Source organism: Paenibacillus pinisoli (assembly GCF_003605435.1).
GTDB classification, from domain to species: Bacteria; Bacillota; Bacilli; order Paenibacillales; family Paenibacillaceae; genus Pristimantibacillus; species Pristimantibacillus pinisoli.
In genome coordinates this window covers 515744-534810 of sequence record NZ_QXQB01000001.1, presented here as the reverse complement: position 1 = coordinate 534810, position 19067 = coordinate 515744, and the positions used below count along the sequence as shown (strand labels likewise).

The 19067-nt window shown below is 42.3% G+C and carries 16 protein-coding genes and 1 pseudogene; 12 read left to right on the top strand and 5 right to left on the bottom strand.

What is annotated here, in order from left to right; genetic code table 11:
- The first annotated feature begins 14 nt into the window (after positions 1 to 14).
- The 11 genes from D3P09_RS02640 to D3P09_RS02585 all read left to right on the top strand — a co-directional run bounded on the left by D3P09_RS02640 (position 15) and on the right by D3P09_RS02585 (position 13774).
- Positions 15 to 1019 carry a hypothetical protein gene (locus D3P09_RS02640; protein ID WP_120106952.1) on the top strand — a complete coding sequence of 335 codons (1005 nt, stop codon included), beginning with the start codon at positions 15 to 17 and terminating at the stop codon, positions 1017 to 1019.
- A gap of 15 nt (positions 1020 to 1034) precedes the next feature.
- On the top strand, positions 1035 to 1910 hold the full coding sequence (locus D3P09_RS02635) for a hypothetical protein (protein ID WP_120106950.1): 876 nt from the start codon (positions 1035 to 1037) through the stop codon (positions 1908 to 1910).
- Positions 1911 to 1954: 44 nt separating this feature from the next.
- Positions 1955 to 2116 (top strand): hypothetical protein, encoded by a 162-nt coding sequence (locus D3P09_RS27510; protein ID WP_165867286.1) that lies wholly within the window; start codon positions 1955 to 1957, stop codon positions 2114 to 2116.
- Between the two features lie 433 nt (positions 2117 to 2549).
- On the top strand, positions 2550 to 3056 hold the full coding sequence (locus D3P09_RS02620; protein WP_120106944.1) for a hypothetical protein: 507 nt from the start codon (positions 2550 to 2552) through the stop codon (positions 3054 to 3056).
- 63 nt (positions 3057 to 3119) lie between these two features.
- The gene (locus D3P09_RS02615; protein WP_120106942.1) at positions 3120 to 3320 is read left to right on the top strand and encodes a hypothetical protein; all 201 of its coding nucleotides are present in this window, start codon (positions 3120 to 3122) and stop codon (positions 3318 to 3320) included.
- A gap of 25 nt (positions 3321 to 3345) precedes the next feature.
- The gene (locus D3P09_RS02610) at positions 3346 to 4317 is read left to right on the top strand and encodes a copper amine oxidase N-terminal domain-containing protein (RefSeq protein ID WP_120106940.1); all 972 of its coding nucleotides are present in this window, start codon (positions 3346 to 3348) and stop codon (positions 4315 to 4317) included.
- A complete protein-coding gene (locus D3P09_RS02605) occupies positions 4314 to 6527 on the top strand; it encodes a hypothetical protein (RefSeq protein ID WP_120106938.1) in 2214 nt (737 codons plus the stop codon). Before D3P09_RS02610 ends, D3P09_RS02605 begins: the two co-directional genes overlap by 4 nt.
- A gap of 12 nt (positions 6528 to 6539) precedes the next feature.
- Entirely contained in the window at positions 6540 to 11387 is a 4848-nt protein-coding gene (locus D3P09_RS02600) for a glycoside hydrolase family 78 protein (RefSeq protein ID WP_120106936.1), read from the top strand.
- A gap of 289 nt (positions 11388 to 11676) precedes the next feature.
- A complete protein-coding gene (locus D3P09_RS02595) occupies positions 11677 to 12195 on the top strand; it encodes a DUF3231 family protein (RefSeq protein WP_120106934.1) in 519 nt (172 codons plus the stop codon).
- 155 nt (positions 12196 to 12350) lie between these two features.
- Positions 12351 to 12563, top strand: coding sequence for a DUF378 domain-containing protein (locus tag D3P09_RS02590; RefSeq protein ID WP_120106932.1), 213 nt, complete (start codon positions 12351 to 12353; stop codon positions 12561 to 12563).
- Between the two features lie 575 nt (positions 12564 to 13138).
- On the top strand, positions 13139 to 13774 hold the full coding sequence (locus tag D3P09_RS02585; protein WP_120106930.1) for a recombinase family protein: 636 nt from the start codon (positions 13139 to 13141) through the stop codon (positions 13772 to 13774).
- 203 nt (positions 13775 to 13977) lie between these two features.
- Here the strand turns inward: D3P09_RS02585 and D3P09_RS27975 are convergent, their stop codons facing one another.
- A complete protein-coding gene (locus D3P09_RS27975) occupies positions 13978 to 14400 on the bottom strand; it encodes a hypothetical protein (RefSeq protein ID WP_243643875.1) in 423 nt (140 codons plus the stop codon).
- 701 nt (positions 14401 to 15101) lie between these two features.
- On the opposite strand from D3P09_RS27975, the gene D3P09_RS02575 reads away from it, so the two are divergent.
- A complete protein-coding gene (locus D3P09_RS02575; RefSeq protein ID WP_243643874.1) occupies positions 15102 to 16094 on the top strand; it encodes a YheC/YheD family endospore coat-associated protein in 993 nt (330 codons plus the stop codon).
- Between the two features lie 530 nt (positions 16095 to 16624).
- On the opposite strand, the pseudogene D3P09_RS02565 reads toward D3P09_RS02575, so the two are convergent.
- The 4 genes and pseudogenes from D3P09_RS02565 to D3P09_RS27505 all read right to left on the bottom strand — a co-directional run.
- A pseudogene (locus D3P09_RS02565) lies at positions 16625 to 16825 on the bottom strand (manganese catalase family protein); the annotation flags it as partial.
- A 65-nt stretch (positions 16826 to 16890) separates the two neighbouring features.
- Positions 16891 to 17154: a spore coat protein CotJB gene (locus D3P09_RS02560; RefSeq protein WP_120106927.1), complete on the bottom strand. Its 264-nt coding sequence runs from the start codon at positions 17152 to 17154 to the stop codon at positions 16891 to 16893.
- On the bottom strand, positions 17154 to 17384 hold the full coding sequence (locus D3P09_RS02555; protein WP_120106925.1) for a spore coat associated protein CotJA: 231 nt from the start codon (positions 17382 to 17384) through the stop codon (positions 17154 to 17156). Before D3P09_RS02555 ends, D3P09_RS02560 begins: the two co-directional genes overlap by 1 nt.
- Positions 17385 to 18831: 1447 nt before the next feature.
- Entirely contained in the window at positions 18832 to 18975 is a 144-nt protein-coding gene (locus D3P09_RS27505) for a hypothetical protein (RefSeq protein ID WP_165867285.1), read from the bottom strand.
- Positions 18976 to 19067: the final 92 nt, after the last annotated feature.

Below are 19067 nucleotides of genomic sequence, written 5' to 3'. Positions count from 1 at the left end.
GAAGGAGGATGAGAGTGGATTGGTTTAAAGTAACGCCTGAACTAGCTGTGAAAATCGGCTTGATGATCATTTATGCATTGTGCGCTTACCGGCTTATTGGTGTCCTATTTGCTCCTATGTTAAGACGCTGGCGGTCAAGAGCATACTTGGATTTGGATCCAAACATGTATGAGCTTGATGAGGAATCGGAATCTAAAAGCCGGTTTTCTCATTTGGATTTGCTGATCCGCACAACTACAAATCCCTCAAAGTATACACGAACAAGCGTGACTCAATTTGTGGCATTCAGTCTAAGCTTGTTTTTTATTGGCTACTTTGTTTTATTGGTCGGCTCCAGGGGTCAAATACCTCAAGGCATTACGATTTCAGACTGGTGGAGTAGCAGCAGCTTCTTCTTAGCTGCCGTAATTGGTGGCATACCCTACAGCTGGTTGCATATTAAGCTTCAGCTGATTAGGAATGCGAATAGCTACGCTCTCATTGACGCTACTGAGTTGCTGCTTATTAAACACCGTACACCAGGGCAAGATCCAAACATATATCATGTCCTATCCGAGATGGTTGAAGAATTGGAAGGCCCAATGAAGCGAACGTTCTATACTATGGTGTCGGTGTTGCAAGTAGAAGGAAAGACAGCTATGAAAGAGGCAGTTGAGTTATTTGAATATCAAATAAAAAATACATGGTCTAGGCAGCTTGGTATCTTGCTGATAAAAGCTGCTATGCAAAACCGTAATATCGAGCGAGCGCTTCAGAAGCTACACGAAGATATGGTGGAAGGCAAGCAAATTGTGGCGGGTGAAAAAACGGAATACATGGAATCGATTATCATGGGCTTTTTCCCTTTGTTCCTTGTTCCAGGCATCATTTACATTACTAACGATTTATTCGATGGGGCTGTAGTTAAGCTCATGTTTAAAGATCCATCCGTGTTCCAGTCGTTAGTTATTTGTGTGCTCTTTGTCATAATCGGACTAGCAACTTCTCTGGTGCTATCTAGGCCTAAAGTGGAAGTATAGAAAGGAGAAGTCAGGTTGCTAACAACAATCATTAAAACGGTTATTTATATAACTGGAGTATTCTCTCTGCTGTTTCTAGTACGCGAGATTTACTATATTCGGCGGAGAAGCCCGCCAAAGCTGACACAGAAATTTAACGAGTACGTTCGAAGCTTCCAACCATGGTTTAAACAAAAGTACCAGGATCCTAAACTTGATACTGTCATTAACGAGGCTGGTCTATCAGCTATGTCCGCGTGGGCATACAAGTTTTGTCGGGATGCAGGGTTCTTGTTGCTGATCATAATCTTACACGTACAGTTTTTATTTTCGGGCCATTATCCGCTAAAAGGAATGATAATTACAGCGATTGCCTATATCATCTCACTAACTGGTTACAATTTTATGCCTACACAGGTGCTACTAAGGATGTTGGGAAAGGAACGAAAATCGGAAAAAAACGATGAAATTGTAATGCTCTATATGCTATTCAGCAATGATAGCTATACCGAAACGGCAGATCACTTTCAGAGTGTCGTGTCTAAATTGAAAGAGTATCGTCGTTATCTCAATTATTTACGTCCGGATGTTGATCAGCTGGTATTTGACTATTCTTTTGAAGGCGGTCGTGCGTTTGAGTCATTTGGTAAACGAGTCGGCACAAAAGAATCTAAAATGCTTGCGACAATTCTGGCAAAAATCAATCAGAGTAATCCGGAGACAGCAGTAGATCTAATGGAACAACACTATGAGACATTCTTGGACTTTAGGCGACAGAGAAGGAAACGTAAACTACGATCTAATGGTTATATCGGATTTACAGTTGTCTTCCTAGCAATTGTGGCGGTGTTATTTGCTATTAGCTCTATTACTGGAGCCTACACCAATATGTTGTTTACTGAGGTCTACTAATGAAAGAATCTAATGAGTCTAGGGACAAAAAGGAGAATATTAAAATGGGAAAAGCAATAGCAACAGTAATTTTGGTGGCGGCGGTTATTGTATTGATTTCAATGACAATCTTTTCGAAAGACGGAACATTTGGTGACGCAAAGGTGCAGCGTGATCGCGCTCATAATATCTCGCAAACGACGACAATTCCAACAACGTTGCCTTAAAAAATATAAGGGAGGGAGCCGGTGCATCTGAGATGTGCCGGCGTTTCTTTATGAAAAGTGTTATTGCGTTACTGATCCTTTCACCAATTCTTCTGTATACCTGGTTTCAGCCATCAGTTGAGCGAACCATTCAATATCGAGATCAACTCCTACAGAAGCAGGCGTATGAATTAGCTCATTTGTCATCGCTGGAGGGTCGTTTAACACCGGAAATTCAGGAGGCGGTCTTGTCCAAGTTAGAGAGTCTCTACTTCAATAGGAGTAAGGTGAAAATCACAGGGCCGAATACGACCATTAACAGAGGTGGGCTTATTACAGTAACTTTGCGATACCCGCAGGGCAGAACAGAAATATTCGATCTATTTGGTCGAGCTGCTGAGCGGGATTATTTCTATCCTGTACAAATTATGTCCGAGTATGTGGATGGTCAGTCATGAAGTGGGTCTTGACCATAATCATGCTTATGCCACTTTGGTTGTATTTTTCAGCATTCTCACATGATGAGCATCTACAGACAAAACTAAAGGCTGAGCTGAAGGACGGATTGAAAGTAGCTACCCATGATGCGGCTTTACAAGTTGATGATGAAGCTCTTGAACAAGGGACAATTCGATTTATGCCAGCAGCTGCTAAAGCCGCTTTTAGCGAGAGCATACAGCGAACATATAAACTTGATCATACGCTACAACCGACAAGGTCTAGCATCTGGCAATCTGCTTTTGAAGTCGTGTTGTTTGAAATGGTGGAAGAAGGGCCATTCCCGCGTATATACCACAGCGGCCCTCCATACTATTACTCCGATACTATTAACGGCCCTTCTATCATTGCTATCGTGAAGGCCAAACACCCTAAATTCTATGGTATATCAAGGGACTTTGCATATGTAATAGGTTCCAGCCATGAGTACGTGCCTATTCAGGTGGGAAAATTTCTCATGTAAACCCTTGACATTTGTAGCTACAAAAACTATTCTACAATTATAGCTACATTAGGAGGAGTTTACATGTCCAACCGAAAAATGGGACGGCCTACGACAAGTCCCAAAAACACTACCGTTAGGGCCAGGATGGATAAGGAAACAATTCGATTACTTGATGAATGCGTGGAAATGGATGATCCGGAATCAAACCGGTCAATTGTTATGAGAAAAGCTATAGAAGTTCTGCATGAAAAACTAAAGCAAAAACAAAGCGAAAATCATTAATATTCAACGTAGAGGAGCGATTTATATGAAAAAAATCTTTTACTTTCTAGGCATACTGTCTTTGATTACTGTCTTGCTAATTCCAGCTACTATTAGCGCTGCGGGAGCTGTTCCAACTATTAAAATTAACGGCAAGGTGTTTGAAACGCCGGCAGGGGAGCCAAAACCGTATATTAATAAGGACTACCGGACAATGGGATCAGTTCGTTTGGTGGGGAACGTGCTTGGTGTACTTGACGATAACATTAAGTGGGATGAGAAAGCTAGAACCGTGACCATGGAGAAGAACAAAACGGTTATCGTCGTTACAGTAGGAAACGCTGATTTAAGCGTTAACGGAAAAATCGTCACAATGGACACAGTAGCGGAGTTGAAAAACGGTCGGGTGTTTATTCCACTTCGTTTTATTGCGGAGTCGTTAGGGGCCAAGGTCGACTTTGATGAAAAAACGAGAACTATTCTGATTACGTCTGAAGATCCATCTGTAGGTAAACATAATCTTTCTGCTTTTAAACAACTGAAAGTGCTTGAAAACTTTCCGATTATCCTCGAAGCCAATGGATTAAAACTGACTGTTCATGAAGCAAGTTTGTATAAAGCAGATTCCAAGGAAGCAAAGGATCTGCATAAGAAGTATAAACTCCAATACTTTGATAGAGCTAAATATCTAGTATGGAGCAAGGTTACACTGGAGAATAAGTCAAAAAAGACGATTAGATACGATGGCTTGGACTTGAATCCAAAAATTGAATGGTTTACAGCTACGAGTGAAACTTCAGGAAAACTACTCTTATCTAATTCAATTAATTATGATGAAATGAATAGCACTGATTTTTTAAATGGTTGGGTGCTAAAACCTGGGGAAACTATAGCTAGCAATATTGTTCATATTGACTTTTTAAGTGAAAAGCCAATTGATACTCTAGCAGTTTCAGTAGTAAATAACATGGTTTCTTCTGGAGTGCTAGTTGCTGCGGGTGAGAGGAAATCATCATGATAAAGAAGTATGTAAGCATTTTCTTTGTCTTTTTCATGTTTGTATCATTTTTAGACCCATTATTACAATCAGTGAGTGCTAATACAAATTTACAAAGTACTTACCTTGTGAAAAAAACTACTTCTGATGAAGAAACTATAGAAGTAGTGCTTGATTGGCCTGCTGAAGCAGCAAAAATCATCCCAAGTGGCTACTCTCTTAAAGGGGATGGGAAAGTAACATCATTTGAAGTCGATACAAAAAATAAAAAAATAAAGGTAACAATAGCTGGGAAAAAGGGAACAATTAAAGGGTTAGTAAAAGGGTATCAAAAGGTTTTTAACGGTGTAGGTGACTTATTTTCCAAGACTCCTGGCAATGCTTTTTGTAGATACAGCGACGGCAGGAAATGGCAAATAAATAGTTTTAGTGCAGACACACATTCTCAGTATAGGAAGGACTATTTTAGAGAAGCTTCTGCTTCACTTCCAACCTTGTATCCTCCTTATGCACAAATGTCTGAAATAGTTGGCTATATGGATATAAATCTAAACAATCATCCAGCGATCTGGCTAAACAACAAAGGTGAAACAGTTGATGCAAGGTTTGTAAAGAAGGATTCAATTATTATTCCACCTAAGACGCATTCATCTTTAATGCAATCGTACACCGCACTGGCATTAAAAGATTATGATCCAAAAAATCCAAGACTCGCCTTGCAGTACAAAGCGGAGTTTTTTCAGTTTGGTAGTTTGAATCAAATACCAGCGTCGAATCCTTCATTTTACACTGGTCATGCCCAATGTTACGGCTATCCTTTCAATCTACAATACTATCTTCAAGGAGAGGCTGAATACGACACATACAGCTATGGCGGAACGATTACTTTTAACTATGCCAAAACCGCTTCTGCTTATATTGCTGGTGAAGTTAAGCCTGATCCGGTAAGCGAACGATTTGACGGAAAAGACGTCAAAGTTAAGGTTACCATTAGTGCAGAAATAGGAGATCTTAAAGACCCAGGAGCCATTGATTACTATGATGTTTATTTGAATAATGAACTTGGGGATCAGATGTTTGAAGCAAAAAAAATTCCTGCAAACGGAATTATGAAAGTAAGTAGAACTTTCGATTTTGTTATACCGGCATCCAGAATGACAAACAAAGATTCACATGACGAAGTGTTCGTAGGACGAGTAAGAGCTTTCTATAAACCGAGTTCTTATTATGTTGATCCCGTAAATGGCAAGTATATGGACACAGGCAAAATTCAAGCATCAACCAACGTATACAAAGAGAAAGCGCCTGATCCGCCTTCGAAGGGCTTGGGACCAGTCGCCATTATTAATGCTCCTTTCGAAGTCATGCTGGGTGACGATGTTACATTGGATGGAACCGCCTCCTACGATCCGGATGGTACGATTGAATCATATATATGGCAAACACCGAATGCAATCGGTACTATAGGGAATCTTCCTGCAGGGGAAGTCTATTACAACACACTTGGCCCGCAAAAAGTGCAGCTCTGTGTTAGGGATAATGACAATCAGCGAGATTGCGCGCTGCATAGCCTTGTTGTAACCGAGCCATTTGTACAGGCAAACATTCATCAATCGGGAACGTTAAAAGAGAATCGCAAAGTCACTTTCTCTGAATACTCTTTTTCCTCTTCACGTTATCCCGTTATTCAGAGTAAAAATCAATGGACGATTAAAGCGCTATACGACGACATTCCACAGAGCATGATCAAGTATGAAGGTAGCTTAAACGGCAAAAAGAGCTTTGATGTACTCTTTAAGCAGCCAGGTGATTACATCGTGACGCTAAGCGTCGAGAATACGGCTGGATATAAAGATACCGTTACTCGCATCGTAACCATCAAGCCCGACTTGCCGCCCGTTACTGTCATATCGGCTGAGTCTATGATTGAATACCGAGATCCGCTCCACATGAATAAAGCGAAGTTTGTTCTTCGCGATAATTCTTATTCTCCTGATGGAGACATTGTAGCATGGGGAAAATGGTACGTGATCTTCGATGCTAATAATGACGGAATATTCAGTGAGCAGCGCGTTTTAATCTATGAAGGCGATGCGAAGGAAGTTATCTATTACGCTGATCATGTCGGTAAATACCGGTTCCATAAAGAAACAATAGAAGAGTTTGGACAAGAGACCATACCGGCCTTTGTCACAGCCGACGATCGCCGACACAGCAATACTTGGGACTAAAGGAGATAACACATGTTAAAAACTAATCGTAAGGGCCTGCTCAAACGCAGGTCCTTTTCTTTTTCACTCATATTCATTCTGATACTATCACTTAGTATGTCGCTGGTTAGCGCTGGTTCTGTAGAAACAGAGGTTAAGAACCTGGCCCCATTCGTAGACTTTGAAGTGAAGGACAAAAAGAAAGTTGATGTCATCGTAGACGTAGGCAATACCAAGTATAAGAAAAATGAGGTGCAGAGTCGGGTGAAAGAGTTTCTTATCCCAGCCCTGCAAGCTTCCGGTGTGGACTACAATGTTGTTGTGGACGAGTCTAATGAAGGGCATAATGCGATTTATTTTTCTGGCAACAACGAGCAGCCTGGTGGTCATCCTTATGATTTATATAAATACGATATGATCACAGAAGAAGTGACTCGAATAAACAATAATGCCCTCATTCACAATAGTTCTATACACTATGCATTACCCAATGATCTGATCATGTATTCAAGAAATGGAGGGGTAGGAGCACTCGATCTTCAAAGTAAGCTATATTCAGGTATCGCCAATACTAGTAATTCTGACGGGGCGTGGGTAGTAGCGCCGGACGGCAATCTCTATGTCTTTGTTGGTGGTCACTATTTCTGGCAAGGAACGTACCGGATAAATTGGCAAAACCCTATTATTGATCCTAACGCTTCCGCACCAGTGAATTTTCCGGATAACGAAAGAATTTCAACGGATGCCCCAGGGACAGCTACCACGCATTTAATTATGGGCAAAAACAATCATTTTTATGAGCGTATCTTCTATGCGGGAGTTACGACTGGATTATCGGTTACAAAAAACTATGGGACGCCCAACGCAAAATATATTAGCTTAGGCTCAGAGGTCCATAAGGCCATGGAGCTATCTAGTGATGGTTTATTCTTTTACTCGTTTAAAACACCGGTATGGGGCACATCCACATACGATATTTATGTATACAACCAAGAAGATGATTCAAAGACGTTGATTTTACCGAAAGTGCCTAATGGTTACGATTTCCGAGCGCTGGAAGATGGTCGTTTACTATTAGTGACGGCGGAGGCTCCTTCCTATGACAGAAAGTACTTTATTATGGAAGATGTTTATGACCCGAGCTCTCTTCGTCCTCTCTCAGCTCCAATCTTAACAGATCCTAAATTTAAAAATTCAATTACTCTTCATCACGCGCAAGGCTCAAATATTCTTTATTCTATAACTAATGCAGAGCCACGTTTCAGAATGTTTAATGTTGATACTGGTGTAGACAAGGAAATTGCTAACTTTAGACCTTTGAATGTTATAAGATACCCTCACTGGTACAATCCGAATACTCGCACGATGCAGGATATTATCGAAGCTGCACCATTACGCTCTGATGCCGAGAAAATCTATGTTCGGCTAGACGACATATCGATTAATGCTCTCGAAAGACCCGAAAAAATGGGGGAAATTGCGGCATTGCTCGCGCAGCATAATATGGCCTTTATTGGACTAGGTACAACCTCTAACCAGGATCAAATCTATAGACTACTGGAGAACATTAGCCACAATGGAACATTCCTGAGTAACGGGAATTTGAAAACGGCGTTCTCTGATCTCAGCAATTTCATTACTGACCGCAAAGAAGTTAATTTGCATGTCGTGATCGGTGACACGTCCTACACTGAGCAAGAGATCCGCGACCAGTTCAATCAGCGGCTTACAGATCTCCGGTCTGCAAACATTCGCGTGAACATGCAGGTAATCAAGGCGGACAAGGAGAACCTTCAGGAGCTGCTATACCTGGCACATTGGGATTACAACAAGAACAACTATATTGTCTACATTCACGATCAGCCGATGCCAGAGCTAGAGGATGAGCTGGTCTATGATGATACGATTGTCACACTGAAAGAGTACAGCTCACACTTCATAGGTCTTGGCAATACGACGAACCGTACCACATTAAATAACATTGTCGCTTCCAACAATAGCCTGGGGGCGTTCTATGATAATTCCAATTTGCCATCAGCCGTTACTACTACGATGAATTACATTAAAGATACAGCAATTACGAACGTCAAGAAGCTAACCAACTATATCGTGTTGAACGCTGATCCGACAACCGGCGAATATTCATCGGAGATTACTGTTCAAACGTATTATGAGGATGCTGAATCGGATCCCAAGCGAACGGAACGCTGGCGGACTACGCATGACCCCAACATATATGAGAACAATATGGGGGTACTGGAAGGGACAGGTCAATATGCGCTAGAGCCTATCAAGTATTTTACGAAAGTCGGCATGTATGAAATCGTGGCTCAGGCACAGGACAATCCATCTGCGAATCCACAATTTGATGAATATCGCCAGTGGAGCAGAGATTCCCTTTCGAGAATGGTCGTATATGTGCATCGTGCGCCGGTGGCAGACTTAAAAGCGATAGTAGATCAATCCCGCAAGCTGACTGTCACCGATCTATCCTACGATCTTGATCGTTATTCCTATCCAGATCGGGGGATTATTCAAAAAATATGGAAATGGAAGCGTGTAGATGATGCCATCTGGACGGAAGGCAAAGCGCCGAGTGTGCTTGAACCCAATACCGACTATCTCATTTCCTTAAGGGTTAAGGACTTGGACGGTGCATGGTCGCCGGAGACGATTCGATTCGTGTCCACGAATCCATTCAATAGACCACCAGTGGCGCTGTTTACCATCGATAATAAAACGATATCTCTAACCGGCGATGCGACGTTTACAGACCAATCCTATGACCCTGATAACGATCCAATCGGGCAAAGGGTATGGACGGTGAGGAAAGACAATGTGCAGCTTTACCAGGGCGCAAATAAACCGTCAGGTGAGCTTATTAAACAATATGCAGCACAGCAAGGTCTACCGGCTCTTGGCAAGTACAGTATATCGCTTCGCGTACAAGATATTCCGCGTATAGCGGATCCGTTGTGGTCTAACATGTATACGGATTTTCTCGATATCGTCAACTATCCGCCAATTGCACAGTTTGATCCCCTGGAGCAGACTTATCGGGATGATCTGAACATGGCTATAAACCGAACCGTTAATCCGGATCAAGACGGAGATCCTGTCAGTTACCAGTGGACACTTATGTATGGATCAAAAGAATTTGCAATGGGATCTACAAAGGACTTGTCATTCCGGATACGTGACCGTGGACTTGGCAAAGCAGCAGTCGGTACATGGATGCTTCAGCTCAAAGCTTCAGATCCACATGGAGCTTCCACCTACCAAACCCATACCTTTGATGTGTTGAATCATGTGCCGGTATCAACCATTACGAGCGGCACATGGATTGGCTATATCTATGAGCCTTACACGTACACATCTGCCCGTACCGATATGGATACGGAGGATGTGACTAGCTTAAAATCCTATTGGAAGCTTACAGCGCCAGACGGACAAATTCAGACATTTGATAAGCAAAACATATCCATCACCTTTGATGAAAAGGGCAGGTACTTATTAGAAAATTGGGTGGTAGACCAGTTAGGTGCGGTAAGTGAAATTGATTCCAGGGAGATTAATATTGTAAATCAGAAGCCGATACCTGGATTTACAATTATGTCTACACCGGCGTTCATCGATACGATTGTAAAAATCACCAGCACAGCAACAGATATGGATGGATACATTGACAAACATCAATACTTTGTAAAGCCGCCAAATGGTACGCAAACCGCATACACGCAACTGGCGGATTTTGAGCGTGTCTTTGCTACCATTGGAATATGGCAGATCCGACAGATCGTTACTGACAATGATGGAGCAACTGCCGAGATTACGCAGAGCCTAATGGTTCACAACCGACCGCCAAGCGTTAACATCACAACTCCAAGTGGCATAACGAGCGCGACGGCAACCGAGTTTGGTACTTTAACACCGCGTATCATTTGGCAAATGAGCGATCCGGACGGACATACCGGACAGCGGTACAGACTTCTGATCAAGCGTGATACTGGAGCATTAGTCTATGATAGCAATTCAGTTACTTCATCACGTAACTATCATGATATACCGGCAAGCGCGGGGCTTGTAGAGAATGTAAGATACCGAGCTGAAGTACAAGTTTATGACGGCTATGATTGGAGTCCATATTCTACTCCAAAATACTTCGTTATTACACTTAACCGCCCGCCAGAGGCTGACTTTAACTGGTCACCGAATCCAGTGTATGAAGGTGATACGGTAACCTTCAGATCCATTGTGAGCGATCCGGATCGCGACACATTATCTGTAATGTACGAGATTACAAATCCACAAGGGAATAGGAGCACATACACGTATAATCTGAGCTACCCGTATCCGGATACTGCACCAACAGTTAGGATGCAAATGACCGGTAACTGGCTGGTTAAAATGACAGTCAGTGATGGGAAGGCTCCACCTGTCGTTGTATCGAAAACAGTAGATGTTAATGCACTTGGCATCACAGCTAGTGTTAAGCATACTGATGATTGGGAAAAGAATCGACTAGCCTGGAATAAAAATCGTCCTGGTGAGCTGAGGGATGAGCTCATATTTTGGGCAGGTGAGCGCTTCGTGTTAAATGCAGGTACAACAGATACAGGTAGCAGCAATACAAAAGCGACCAAGGTCGATGTTACAGCAGTTAAAATTGGCAGCACTTCATTGGGTTCTAGGAACGCCGTAACTTGGAGTGGATACTTAGGAAATGATAACGCCGACATTAAGCTAGAAAACCTTAGTAATGGCGAATACCTATTTATATTTGTAGCGACTTACTCCAACGGTGTGAAGAAAGAGGCTACCGTAACCGTGAAAATTAGAGGTAACTGGACGGATTATTTTAAATTACATCAAAACTGGTAGTTATAAAAAAGGGCTATGCGGTCAGAAGACTGTATAGCCCAATTACAATTAAAGGGGAAATCTGATGAACAGCGAGATGACACTTAAGTTATTTTTTACAGAGAAGCAATTGGAACATCGAACCTATGCAATCGTCCATAACAAATCATTATGATCTCATGTACTGGGAGAATTAACTCAAATTCGATCTGACTTCATATGGAAGAACAAGTCATCTGCATATTGGTATATGGTGCTCTAAATGATGGCAAAATACTTTTGATTTTACAACTAAGGAGGTAACTTTTTCGTGGGAATTCTAAGCGGTAACCCAAAGGACGAGCCAATGCACTACGGTGAAGTATCCAGTGTATGGACAGCTTCTACTACAGCTAAAGGAGCAATTTCTTTTTATCAAGCATATTTAAATCATGCTGGCGACCAGGATCTAAGGAAATTGATTCAAGACTATATTGATCAAGCAAAACAAGAAGTAACAGAACTGGACGAGATACTTAATGCGAATGGTATTGCTCCTGCTCCAATTATGGCTGACAGACCAAAAGCCAATCTTGAAGATATTCCCGTGGGTGCTCGTTTAGCAGATCAGGAAATTGCTGCTGCGATTTCTGCCGACACAGCAACTGGTCTTGTTGCTTCTACTCAAGCAATGGCAATGTGTATTCGCGAAGATATCGGCGCATTATTTGCTAAGTATGTTGCTGCAAAAACGGTGCTTGGTGGTAAAAGTCTTAAATTGCTTAAGGATAAAGGTTGGCTAGTTCCACCTCCATTACTTGTCAAGAGACCAGATACAGTTAAAGTTTAATCGAATCTAACCAGAAAAACCCGCTTAGCCTTGTGCTAGCGGGTTATTTAAATTGTATTCTCACAGCTTGAACATAATTGAGCTTTCTTAGGTATGTCTGTCGGAAAAAAGAGGAATATTAACGATATAAGTTAAAGACGAAAGGATGGTGAAATATGGGTAAGTTTGCATTGGTGCTAGTGATTGTTGGGGCACTAAATTGGCTCCTCGTCGGTTTGTTTGAATGGGACCTAGTCACTGCTTTGCTCGGAGGAGATTCTCATCGTGAATCCTCATGGTTAAGCCGCATAGTGTATTGCTTAGTCGGAATTAGTGGGTTGTATTGTATCAGATATTTATTTAGAGATGATACACATGCAAGAACGTAGGTGTTGATTGTTTTTTAGATTCCGCGCTTTTCGCGGAATTTTTTTTGTTGTCTAACACCTAGCTAGGTGCATTTGGTGAAAGAGTTCTAAGGAAGAAGCAGCCGGAGAGAACCGGCTGCTTCTTTTTCTGAATGTTTGGGTAGGAGTGCAATTTATTTTTTTCGCTTTAGCTGAGGCCGATCATGTGTATGTACTTTAATCGAGAAGAGTCCAAAAACTTTTAATTCAAAGCGCTTGACGTTTCGCATTCCCCGCATCCCTCCTTTATTAAACACAAAAGGCGCTCACTTTTTGTGCAAAAGTGTGCAGCCTTCATTGTTTTTGATGAATTATGTATTTTGATAAGGACTTGTCCTTAACAGGATCTTACACCATGAAAATACATATTCCAAGTGTATTTGATAAATTTCCGAATTTCTAATAACTCTAATCCAGTTAAGAACGAACTATCAAAAAGTATACCTTTTGAGTCACTACGATTTATATAGAAAACAATTTATCAAAAAGTATGATTTTGGCTTTTGATATGTTTCATTAGTCATATATACATTTTGATAGAGATAAGGAGAATAGATATGGACATAGGGTATGCAAGGGTATCTGATAAAGACCAGAACCCCGAAAGGCAGCTGCTAAAGTTCCGAGAACTAGGTATTGATGAACGGTATATATTTATTGATAAGTTAACCGGTGCTGATTTTGACAGGCCACAGTACCAAGCTATGCGTTTACTGCTTAGAGCAGGAGATCTGCTCTATTTGGATGCACTAGACCGTTTAGGACGCGACTATGACGGCATCATATTTGAATGGAAGTATATCACAAGGGAGATCGGCGCTGATATTGTATGCCTGGATAATGAGATCTTATTTGATTCACGCAAATTCCGGGCCATGGCCGACTTTGGCAAAGTGCTTGAAGACCAGTTTCTTAGCCTATTGGCATATGTAGCTGAACAAGAAAGAAAAAAGAGTAAGCAACGACAACGAGAGGGTATAGCAGTAGCAAAAGCTGAGGGCATCGTGTTTGGTCGGCCTAAATTTCAAATCGATGAGAAGTTCATCCGGATCTACTCAGAATGGAGATCCGAACGGATCACGGCTGTAACAGCTTATAAAACATTAGGAGTATCAGCTGCTACTTTTTATAGAAGGGTGAAGGAACTTAAGCAGTCTGATTATTCGACTGTCAAATGCAAAACGCAAAAATGAACGTGCAAAGCCAATTCGGTGGGTTCGGCAGCACAGACTTTATAAATAATTGCTTTGTATATCTTCGGCAGCTATAACAGTAAAGTATCAGGCCTTGGTCCGAACAAACTGACACGAAATCAGTTTGTTCGGAGGCGTTGTATAGAGTTGGGTTTTCGTACCCGAAATGTGGATAGAGACGAGTTTGCCCATTCTATTTCTCTTTATGCGATTTGCATGATAACAAGGTGTGCAGAGACAGGTCTTGTTCCTCCAGCGAGAGGGGTAATGGTTAGTGCTGTGGAATTGCCCGCAGGATTTCGTACAGTGAGAATTGAATTGATTACTGTCGTTTGCACAAGAGCCATTTCTACAATCTGAGAAGTGCCTGTTGCCCGCCCGACTACCGTATAAGCTAGGTCCGCACCATTGAGAGTTAAAATCAATTGACCTGCTTCAGTCACACTCACCTGAAACAAGACCTGATATGTGCCAATTGCAGCCAAATTAAAAGAACTGGGACCAATACGTAAAATAGTAGTTCCGCTAGTAGGGCCATCTTGTGGAAAACTAACATCTGTGCCGGGAGCAACAGTTGCTGAGTTATCAGGAGGCATCAATGCAAAAAAATCTGCAAAGCCTAGCACACCTCCCGTAGCGCCAGTAGCACCTGTCGCTCCCGTAGCACCAGTAGTACCTGTGTCTCCGGTAGCTCCCGTAGCACCAGTAGCCCCTGTCGCTCCAGTAGCTCCAACACCTGTCGCTCCCGTAGCACCAGTAGTACCTGTGTCTCCGGTAGCCCCCGTAGCACCAGTAGCCCCTGTCGCTCCAGTAGCTCCAACGCCTGTCGCACCTGTCGCTCCCGTAGCTCCAGTATTACCTGTGTCTCCAGTAGCCCCCGTAGCACCAGTAGCCCCTGTCGCTCCTGTCTCTCCTTGGTGGCCTCTATGTCCTCGGTGGCCTCTATGTCCTCGGTGACCTCTATGTCCTCGAGGCCCTGGTGGTCCTTCTACTCCTGGTGGTCCTTCTACTCCTGGAGGACCTTCTGGCCCTGGAGGCCCTGGAGGACATTTGAATTTGCCCATAGTCTCATCTCCCTATTTTTCAAGCGTGATTCAGTTTATTCAAATAATAAAAGCATACAGATGACTAATGCCTATGAAACTTATAAATAGGCAAATAGAGCAGTGTATTCGCTGAATTTATGCAATGCCATGATATTGTCCTATACAACATGTCTATGCTAGGCATTAGATAATAAAAAGTGCTTGAAAGAGGTGAGATAAAATTGGGGAGTTGTTCTTTAATAGGTATTCTCATAACTAAAAGGAACAGTAAAAAGAAGATTTTGAAGCTCTATCAACGGTATCAAAATATAAATATGAAAATTTTTGTTTTTACTCCGGCAGATATCCTTTGGAAGGAAAAACGCATCATTGGGCTTAGCCTAAACAAGGGCATCATGAGGCAAAATTCGTTCCCTTTGCCTCATGTCGTCTATAATCAGTGTTTTAATAAAAAAACAGAAACCATTCAACGACTAGAGAAGGCGATCGGTAGGAATAAATGCTTCAACAAGATCAATTTTTTTAATAAATGGGATATATATAATCTATTAAAGCTTTCAAATCTTAAACCCTATGTACCCGACACATTTTTATATAATGAAGTGAATGTACTAGAACTATTAGAGAAATATAAAGTTGTTTACATTAAGGCTTCTTACGGGTCTAAAGGGGAGTCTGTGTATCGGGTTGAATTAATGGTTAATGGAGATACTCACATCTCTCTCCACAGCATGGCTCCAAGTCATATTTATAGAAAGAGTGAAAACATTCAAGAGAAATTGGACCAACTATTTGGACATAAGAAATACATGGTACAGCAAGGAATCCTTATCAGCCAACTTGATCATCGTTACTTTGATATTAGGGTCCTGGTTCAAAAAGATATTTTTGGAGAATGGACGGTATCTGCCATTACATGTAGGGTAGCTTACGAACATTACTTTAACACGAGCATTTGCGAAACGATTTATGATGCTTCAGAAGTTCTTCCGCAATTATTTTCATCGGATAAGTTGAACGAAATCTTCGCAGTACTTTGTGAAGTAAGTAGGAAGGCTGCACGAGGAACAGAAGCTCATCTAGGTTCATTGGGAGAATTGAGTGTCGATTTTGTATTGGATGAACAGAGGAAGCTATGGATTATTGAACTTAATGGGAAACCCCAAAAAAATATATATAAGGATCTTAAGCGGTATAAGCGTAAAATTTATAGTAGACCACTGGAGTATGCTTATTATCTTTCTCAATTGTGTGATATAAATAAGGATTTTTAAAAATCACATGTTTGGTACAGATATTGAGCGATAATATTATTCTCAAGAATGTTAGAAAGAATGATTACTTAACTAATAAGGGACGCGATTATGATGGAATTGTATAGATGGAAATACATCACAACGGAGATCGGCGCTGACATTGTATGCCAGGATAATGAGATTTTATTTGATTCGCGGAAAATTCGGGCCTAGACCACTTAGAAGAAGAAATCCATTATTCCTTGCGTGGCGGAATCCTAAGGAAGACAGTGAACAAGTTGAAGACAACGAATTGGGCTGATGACAAACAAACGTTGGGCTTAAATACTTCAGGAGTATGGATTGAGGTATTGTCGTAACAATTGCCTCGGCGTGACATGCTGATTTAGGCGCCTACCTTTGGCAGCATGTCGTGGTAGTCGTAGGACGTGTACTGAGATCCTGATCGCTTTGAACGATCAGCCCAGTCACGTCCTTATCCTTTTCAAATGCCTTTGAGAACGTCTGCAAAACAAGATCCAAACTTAAATTCATCACTTATAACTACAATGTACCAATTCCTCCGTGCCTATATCCGTTAACAAGCCAACGACCTTGTCAGGGATGGTATACCGTTGATTCAAATACCGTAATGCAGCCGCAAGCTCCCCATCGGCGCCGCCGTACTGTTCAATTAAAAATTTGGCCATTAACGGGTCACACTTGCTAACCCTTACTGGATATTGAAGCTTTTTCTCGTATGTCCACATTGACGCACATTCCCCGCTTTCCCCAACTATTTGCTAAGCAATACTTCAGGGTTGACTGGTATGGCTCAAACTTGCCAAGGCCAAGGAGCCTCCTTCCATTGCCACGGAGATTTGGAGAGGCTGTGCCCGAAGTTCATGAGCGGGCCGTATTGCGCTTCGAACTGCTCTGCGATCCGCTTGCGCAGCTCGGCAAACTGATTGAACTGAGCGATTGCGGCTTCATCGCCCGGATGGGTGTCGAGGTATAAATTTAATTCTACCAGCACAAAATCGACGGCCTGCAAATCGTGAAGCTGTTTGTAATAGGCCTCATCAAGCACATGAGACATTAGCCGCCACCTGCTTCCGTGCGTGATGGGTCCGGATAAGGAGCAAACAGGGCTGGCCAGAGCGTTCCGTATTTCAAAGCTTCATAAGGGGAGAATTGCGGCAGATTGGGGGGCTGGAATGTAATGAACAGCTGCGGCGGCACATTGTAGCTTTTTTCGGTGATGGGCGGGCAAGGGTCGAACGGCCCGATAAACGGCCGATACGTACGGAACTGATCACTTGCATTCATGGGGTGCGCTCCTTTCAATATCATTCCTTGCCCCACTATATGAACAATGGGTTGGACGATATGCAGGATATGTTAGCTATAAACGCGCCTCGATATTATGAACAAGCTTTGATCATCTATTCAAAAAATAATCGTAGAAGTCGTCTTCAATAGCTTCTCCAGATGCGTATTGTAATGATTGGAGATAGCTTGCTTGATCTCATGGAGTTGGTAGTAAACTTTTTGGGAATCTGGCATGTAATTTGGTTTTGAAGACATTTTGTAAGCTTCGTAAATGTCAAGATGATCAGAGAAGCTAAGATTTATCACTTCCTGTTTGAAATTATGGATGGCTTCTACAGTATTGGCATTCATTAAGTTCTCCATCAGAATAAAATTGCTTATCAGCCTGTTTTGAATATCGAATTACTGGAAGCGGAACGACAGCATGATAACCAGACTGCCGCGATTCGCGGGAACGAGATCATCACCAACATTCCCGTAATCGGAATTTATACAGCATACGCAGGCAAGGGCGTACTTCTTATACGGTGGAGAATAACAAGCAGTTTTATCTAGAGCTTGCGCTCACTTTAGAAAATCATTACAAGTCATTCAGCCAATCGGATTGATCGCTGTAACGGTGTGTAACGTCATTGCAGGAGCTAATTTGGTGGATTGATCGCTGTAACGGTGTGTGGCGTCGTTGCAAGAGTTAATTCGGTGGATTGATCGATGTAACGGTGTATGGCGTCGTTGCAGGAGCTAATTTGGTGGATTGAGCGATGTAACGGTGCGTGGCGTCGTTGCAGGAGCTAATTTGGTGGATTGATCGATGTAACGTTGCGTGGCGTCGTTGCAGGAGCTAATTTGGTGGATTGATCGATGTAACGGTGTATGGCGTCGTTGCAGGAGCTAATTTGGTGGATTGATCGATGTAACGGTGTGTGGCGTCGTTGCAGGAGCTAATTTGGTGAATTGATCGATGTAACGGTGTGTGGCGTCGTTGCAGGAGCTAATTCGGTGGATTGATCGATGTAACGGTGCGTGGCGTCGTTGCAGGAGCTAATTTGGTGGATTGATCGATGTAACGGTGTGTGGCGTCGTTGCAGGAGCTAATTTGGTGGATTGATCGATGTAACGGTGTGTGGCGTCGTTGCAGGAGCTAATTTGGTGGATTGATCGATGTAACGGTGTATGGCGTCGTTGCAGGAGCTAATTTGGTGAATTGAGCGATGTAACGGTGTGTGGCGTCGTTGCAGGAGCTAATTCGTCGAGTTGAACGATTTTAGAGGTTTTTTCATGGAGAGAAGGAGATAACGATATTAATTTCAACTTGCAGCGCAAAGTAGTCTGTCGAAGAGCGTCCGTAACTCCCCATTCTCTCGTATTCTAATATCGTGAGCTCCAGCCTATCGATTTCGGCTGCATGATAATTCTGCAACAAGGAGACTTGTGCTTCGAACAGCTAGATCTTATAATCCTTTTCTTTCTCGTTCATTTGCAGCGCATTTTGAATGGCCCAGAAAGTGAAGCTGAGGAGAGCGGCGATGATTGCGGGTATAAGCGTTTTTTTGAATTCAGTTTTCCAGTTTGAGGCGGCATTTGTCATAAAAATCCTCCATTATAGTAAGTATTTGTCGATTATTACGTACCCTATTCGCCAATAGAAGATTATGGTTGCAATGAAGGGGGCAAAATCAA

Excerpts from the sequence above, each read along its gene's own strand:
- D3P09_RS02600 (WP_120106936.1), top strand. The coding sequence starts at position 6,540 with ATGTTAAAAACTAATCGTAAGGGCCTGCTCAAACGCAGGTCCTTTTCT.
- D3P09_RS02585 (WP_120106930.1), top strand. The coding sequence starts at position 13,139 with ATGGACATAGGGTATGCAAGGGTATCTGATAAAGACCAGAACCCCGAA.
- D3P09_RS02610 (WP_120106940.1), top strand. The coding sequence starts at position 3,346 with ATGAAAAAAATCTTTTACTTTCTAGGCATACTGTCTTTGATTACTGTC.
- D3P09_RS27505 (WP_165867285.1), bottom strand. The coding sequence starts at position 18,975 with ATGACAAATGCCGCCTCAAACTGGAAAACTGAATTCAAAAAAACGCTT.
- D3P09_RS02605 (WP_120106938.1), top strand. The coding sequence starts at position 4,314 with ATGATAAAGAAGTATGTAAGCATTTTCTTTGTCTTTTTCATGTTTGTA.
- D3P09_RS02620 (WP_120106944.1), top strand. The coding sequence starts at position 2,550 with ATGAAGTGGGTCTTGACCATAATCATGCTTATGCCACTTTGGTTGTAT.
- D3P09_RS27510 (WP_165867286.1), top strand. The coding sequence starts at position 1,955 with ATGGGAAAAGCAATAGCAACAGTAATTTTGGTGGCGGCGGTTATTGTA.
- D3P09_RS02590 (WP_120106932.1), top strand. The coding sequence starts at position 12,351 with ATGGGTAAGTTTGCATTGGTGCTAGTGATTGTTGGGGCACTAAATTGG.
- D3P09_RS02615 (WP_120106942.1), top strand. The coding sequence starts at position 3,120 with ATGTCCAACCGAAAAATGGGACGGCCTACGACAAGTCCCAAAAACACT.
- D3P09_RS02555 (WP_120106925.1), bottom strand. The coding sequence starts at position 17,384 with ATGAATGCAAGTGATCAGTTCCGTACGTATCGGCCGTTTATCGGGCCG.
- D3P09_RS02560 (WP_120106927.1), bottom strand. The coding sequence starts at position 17,154 with ATGTCTCATGTGCTTGATGAGGCCTATTACAAACAGCTTCACGATTTG.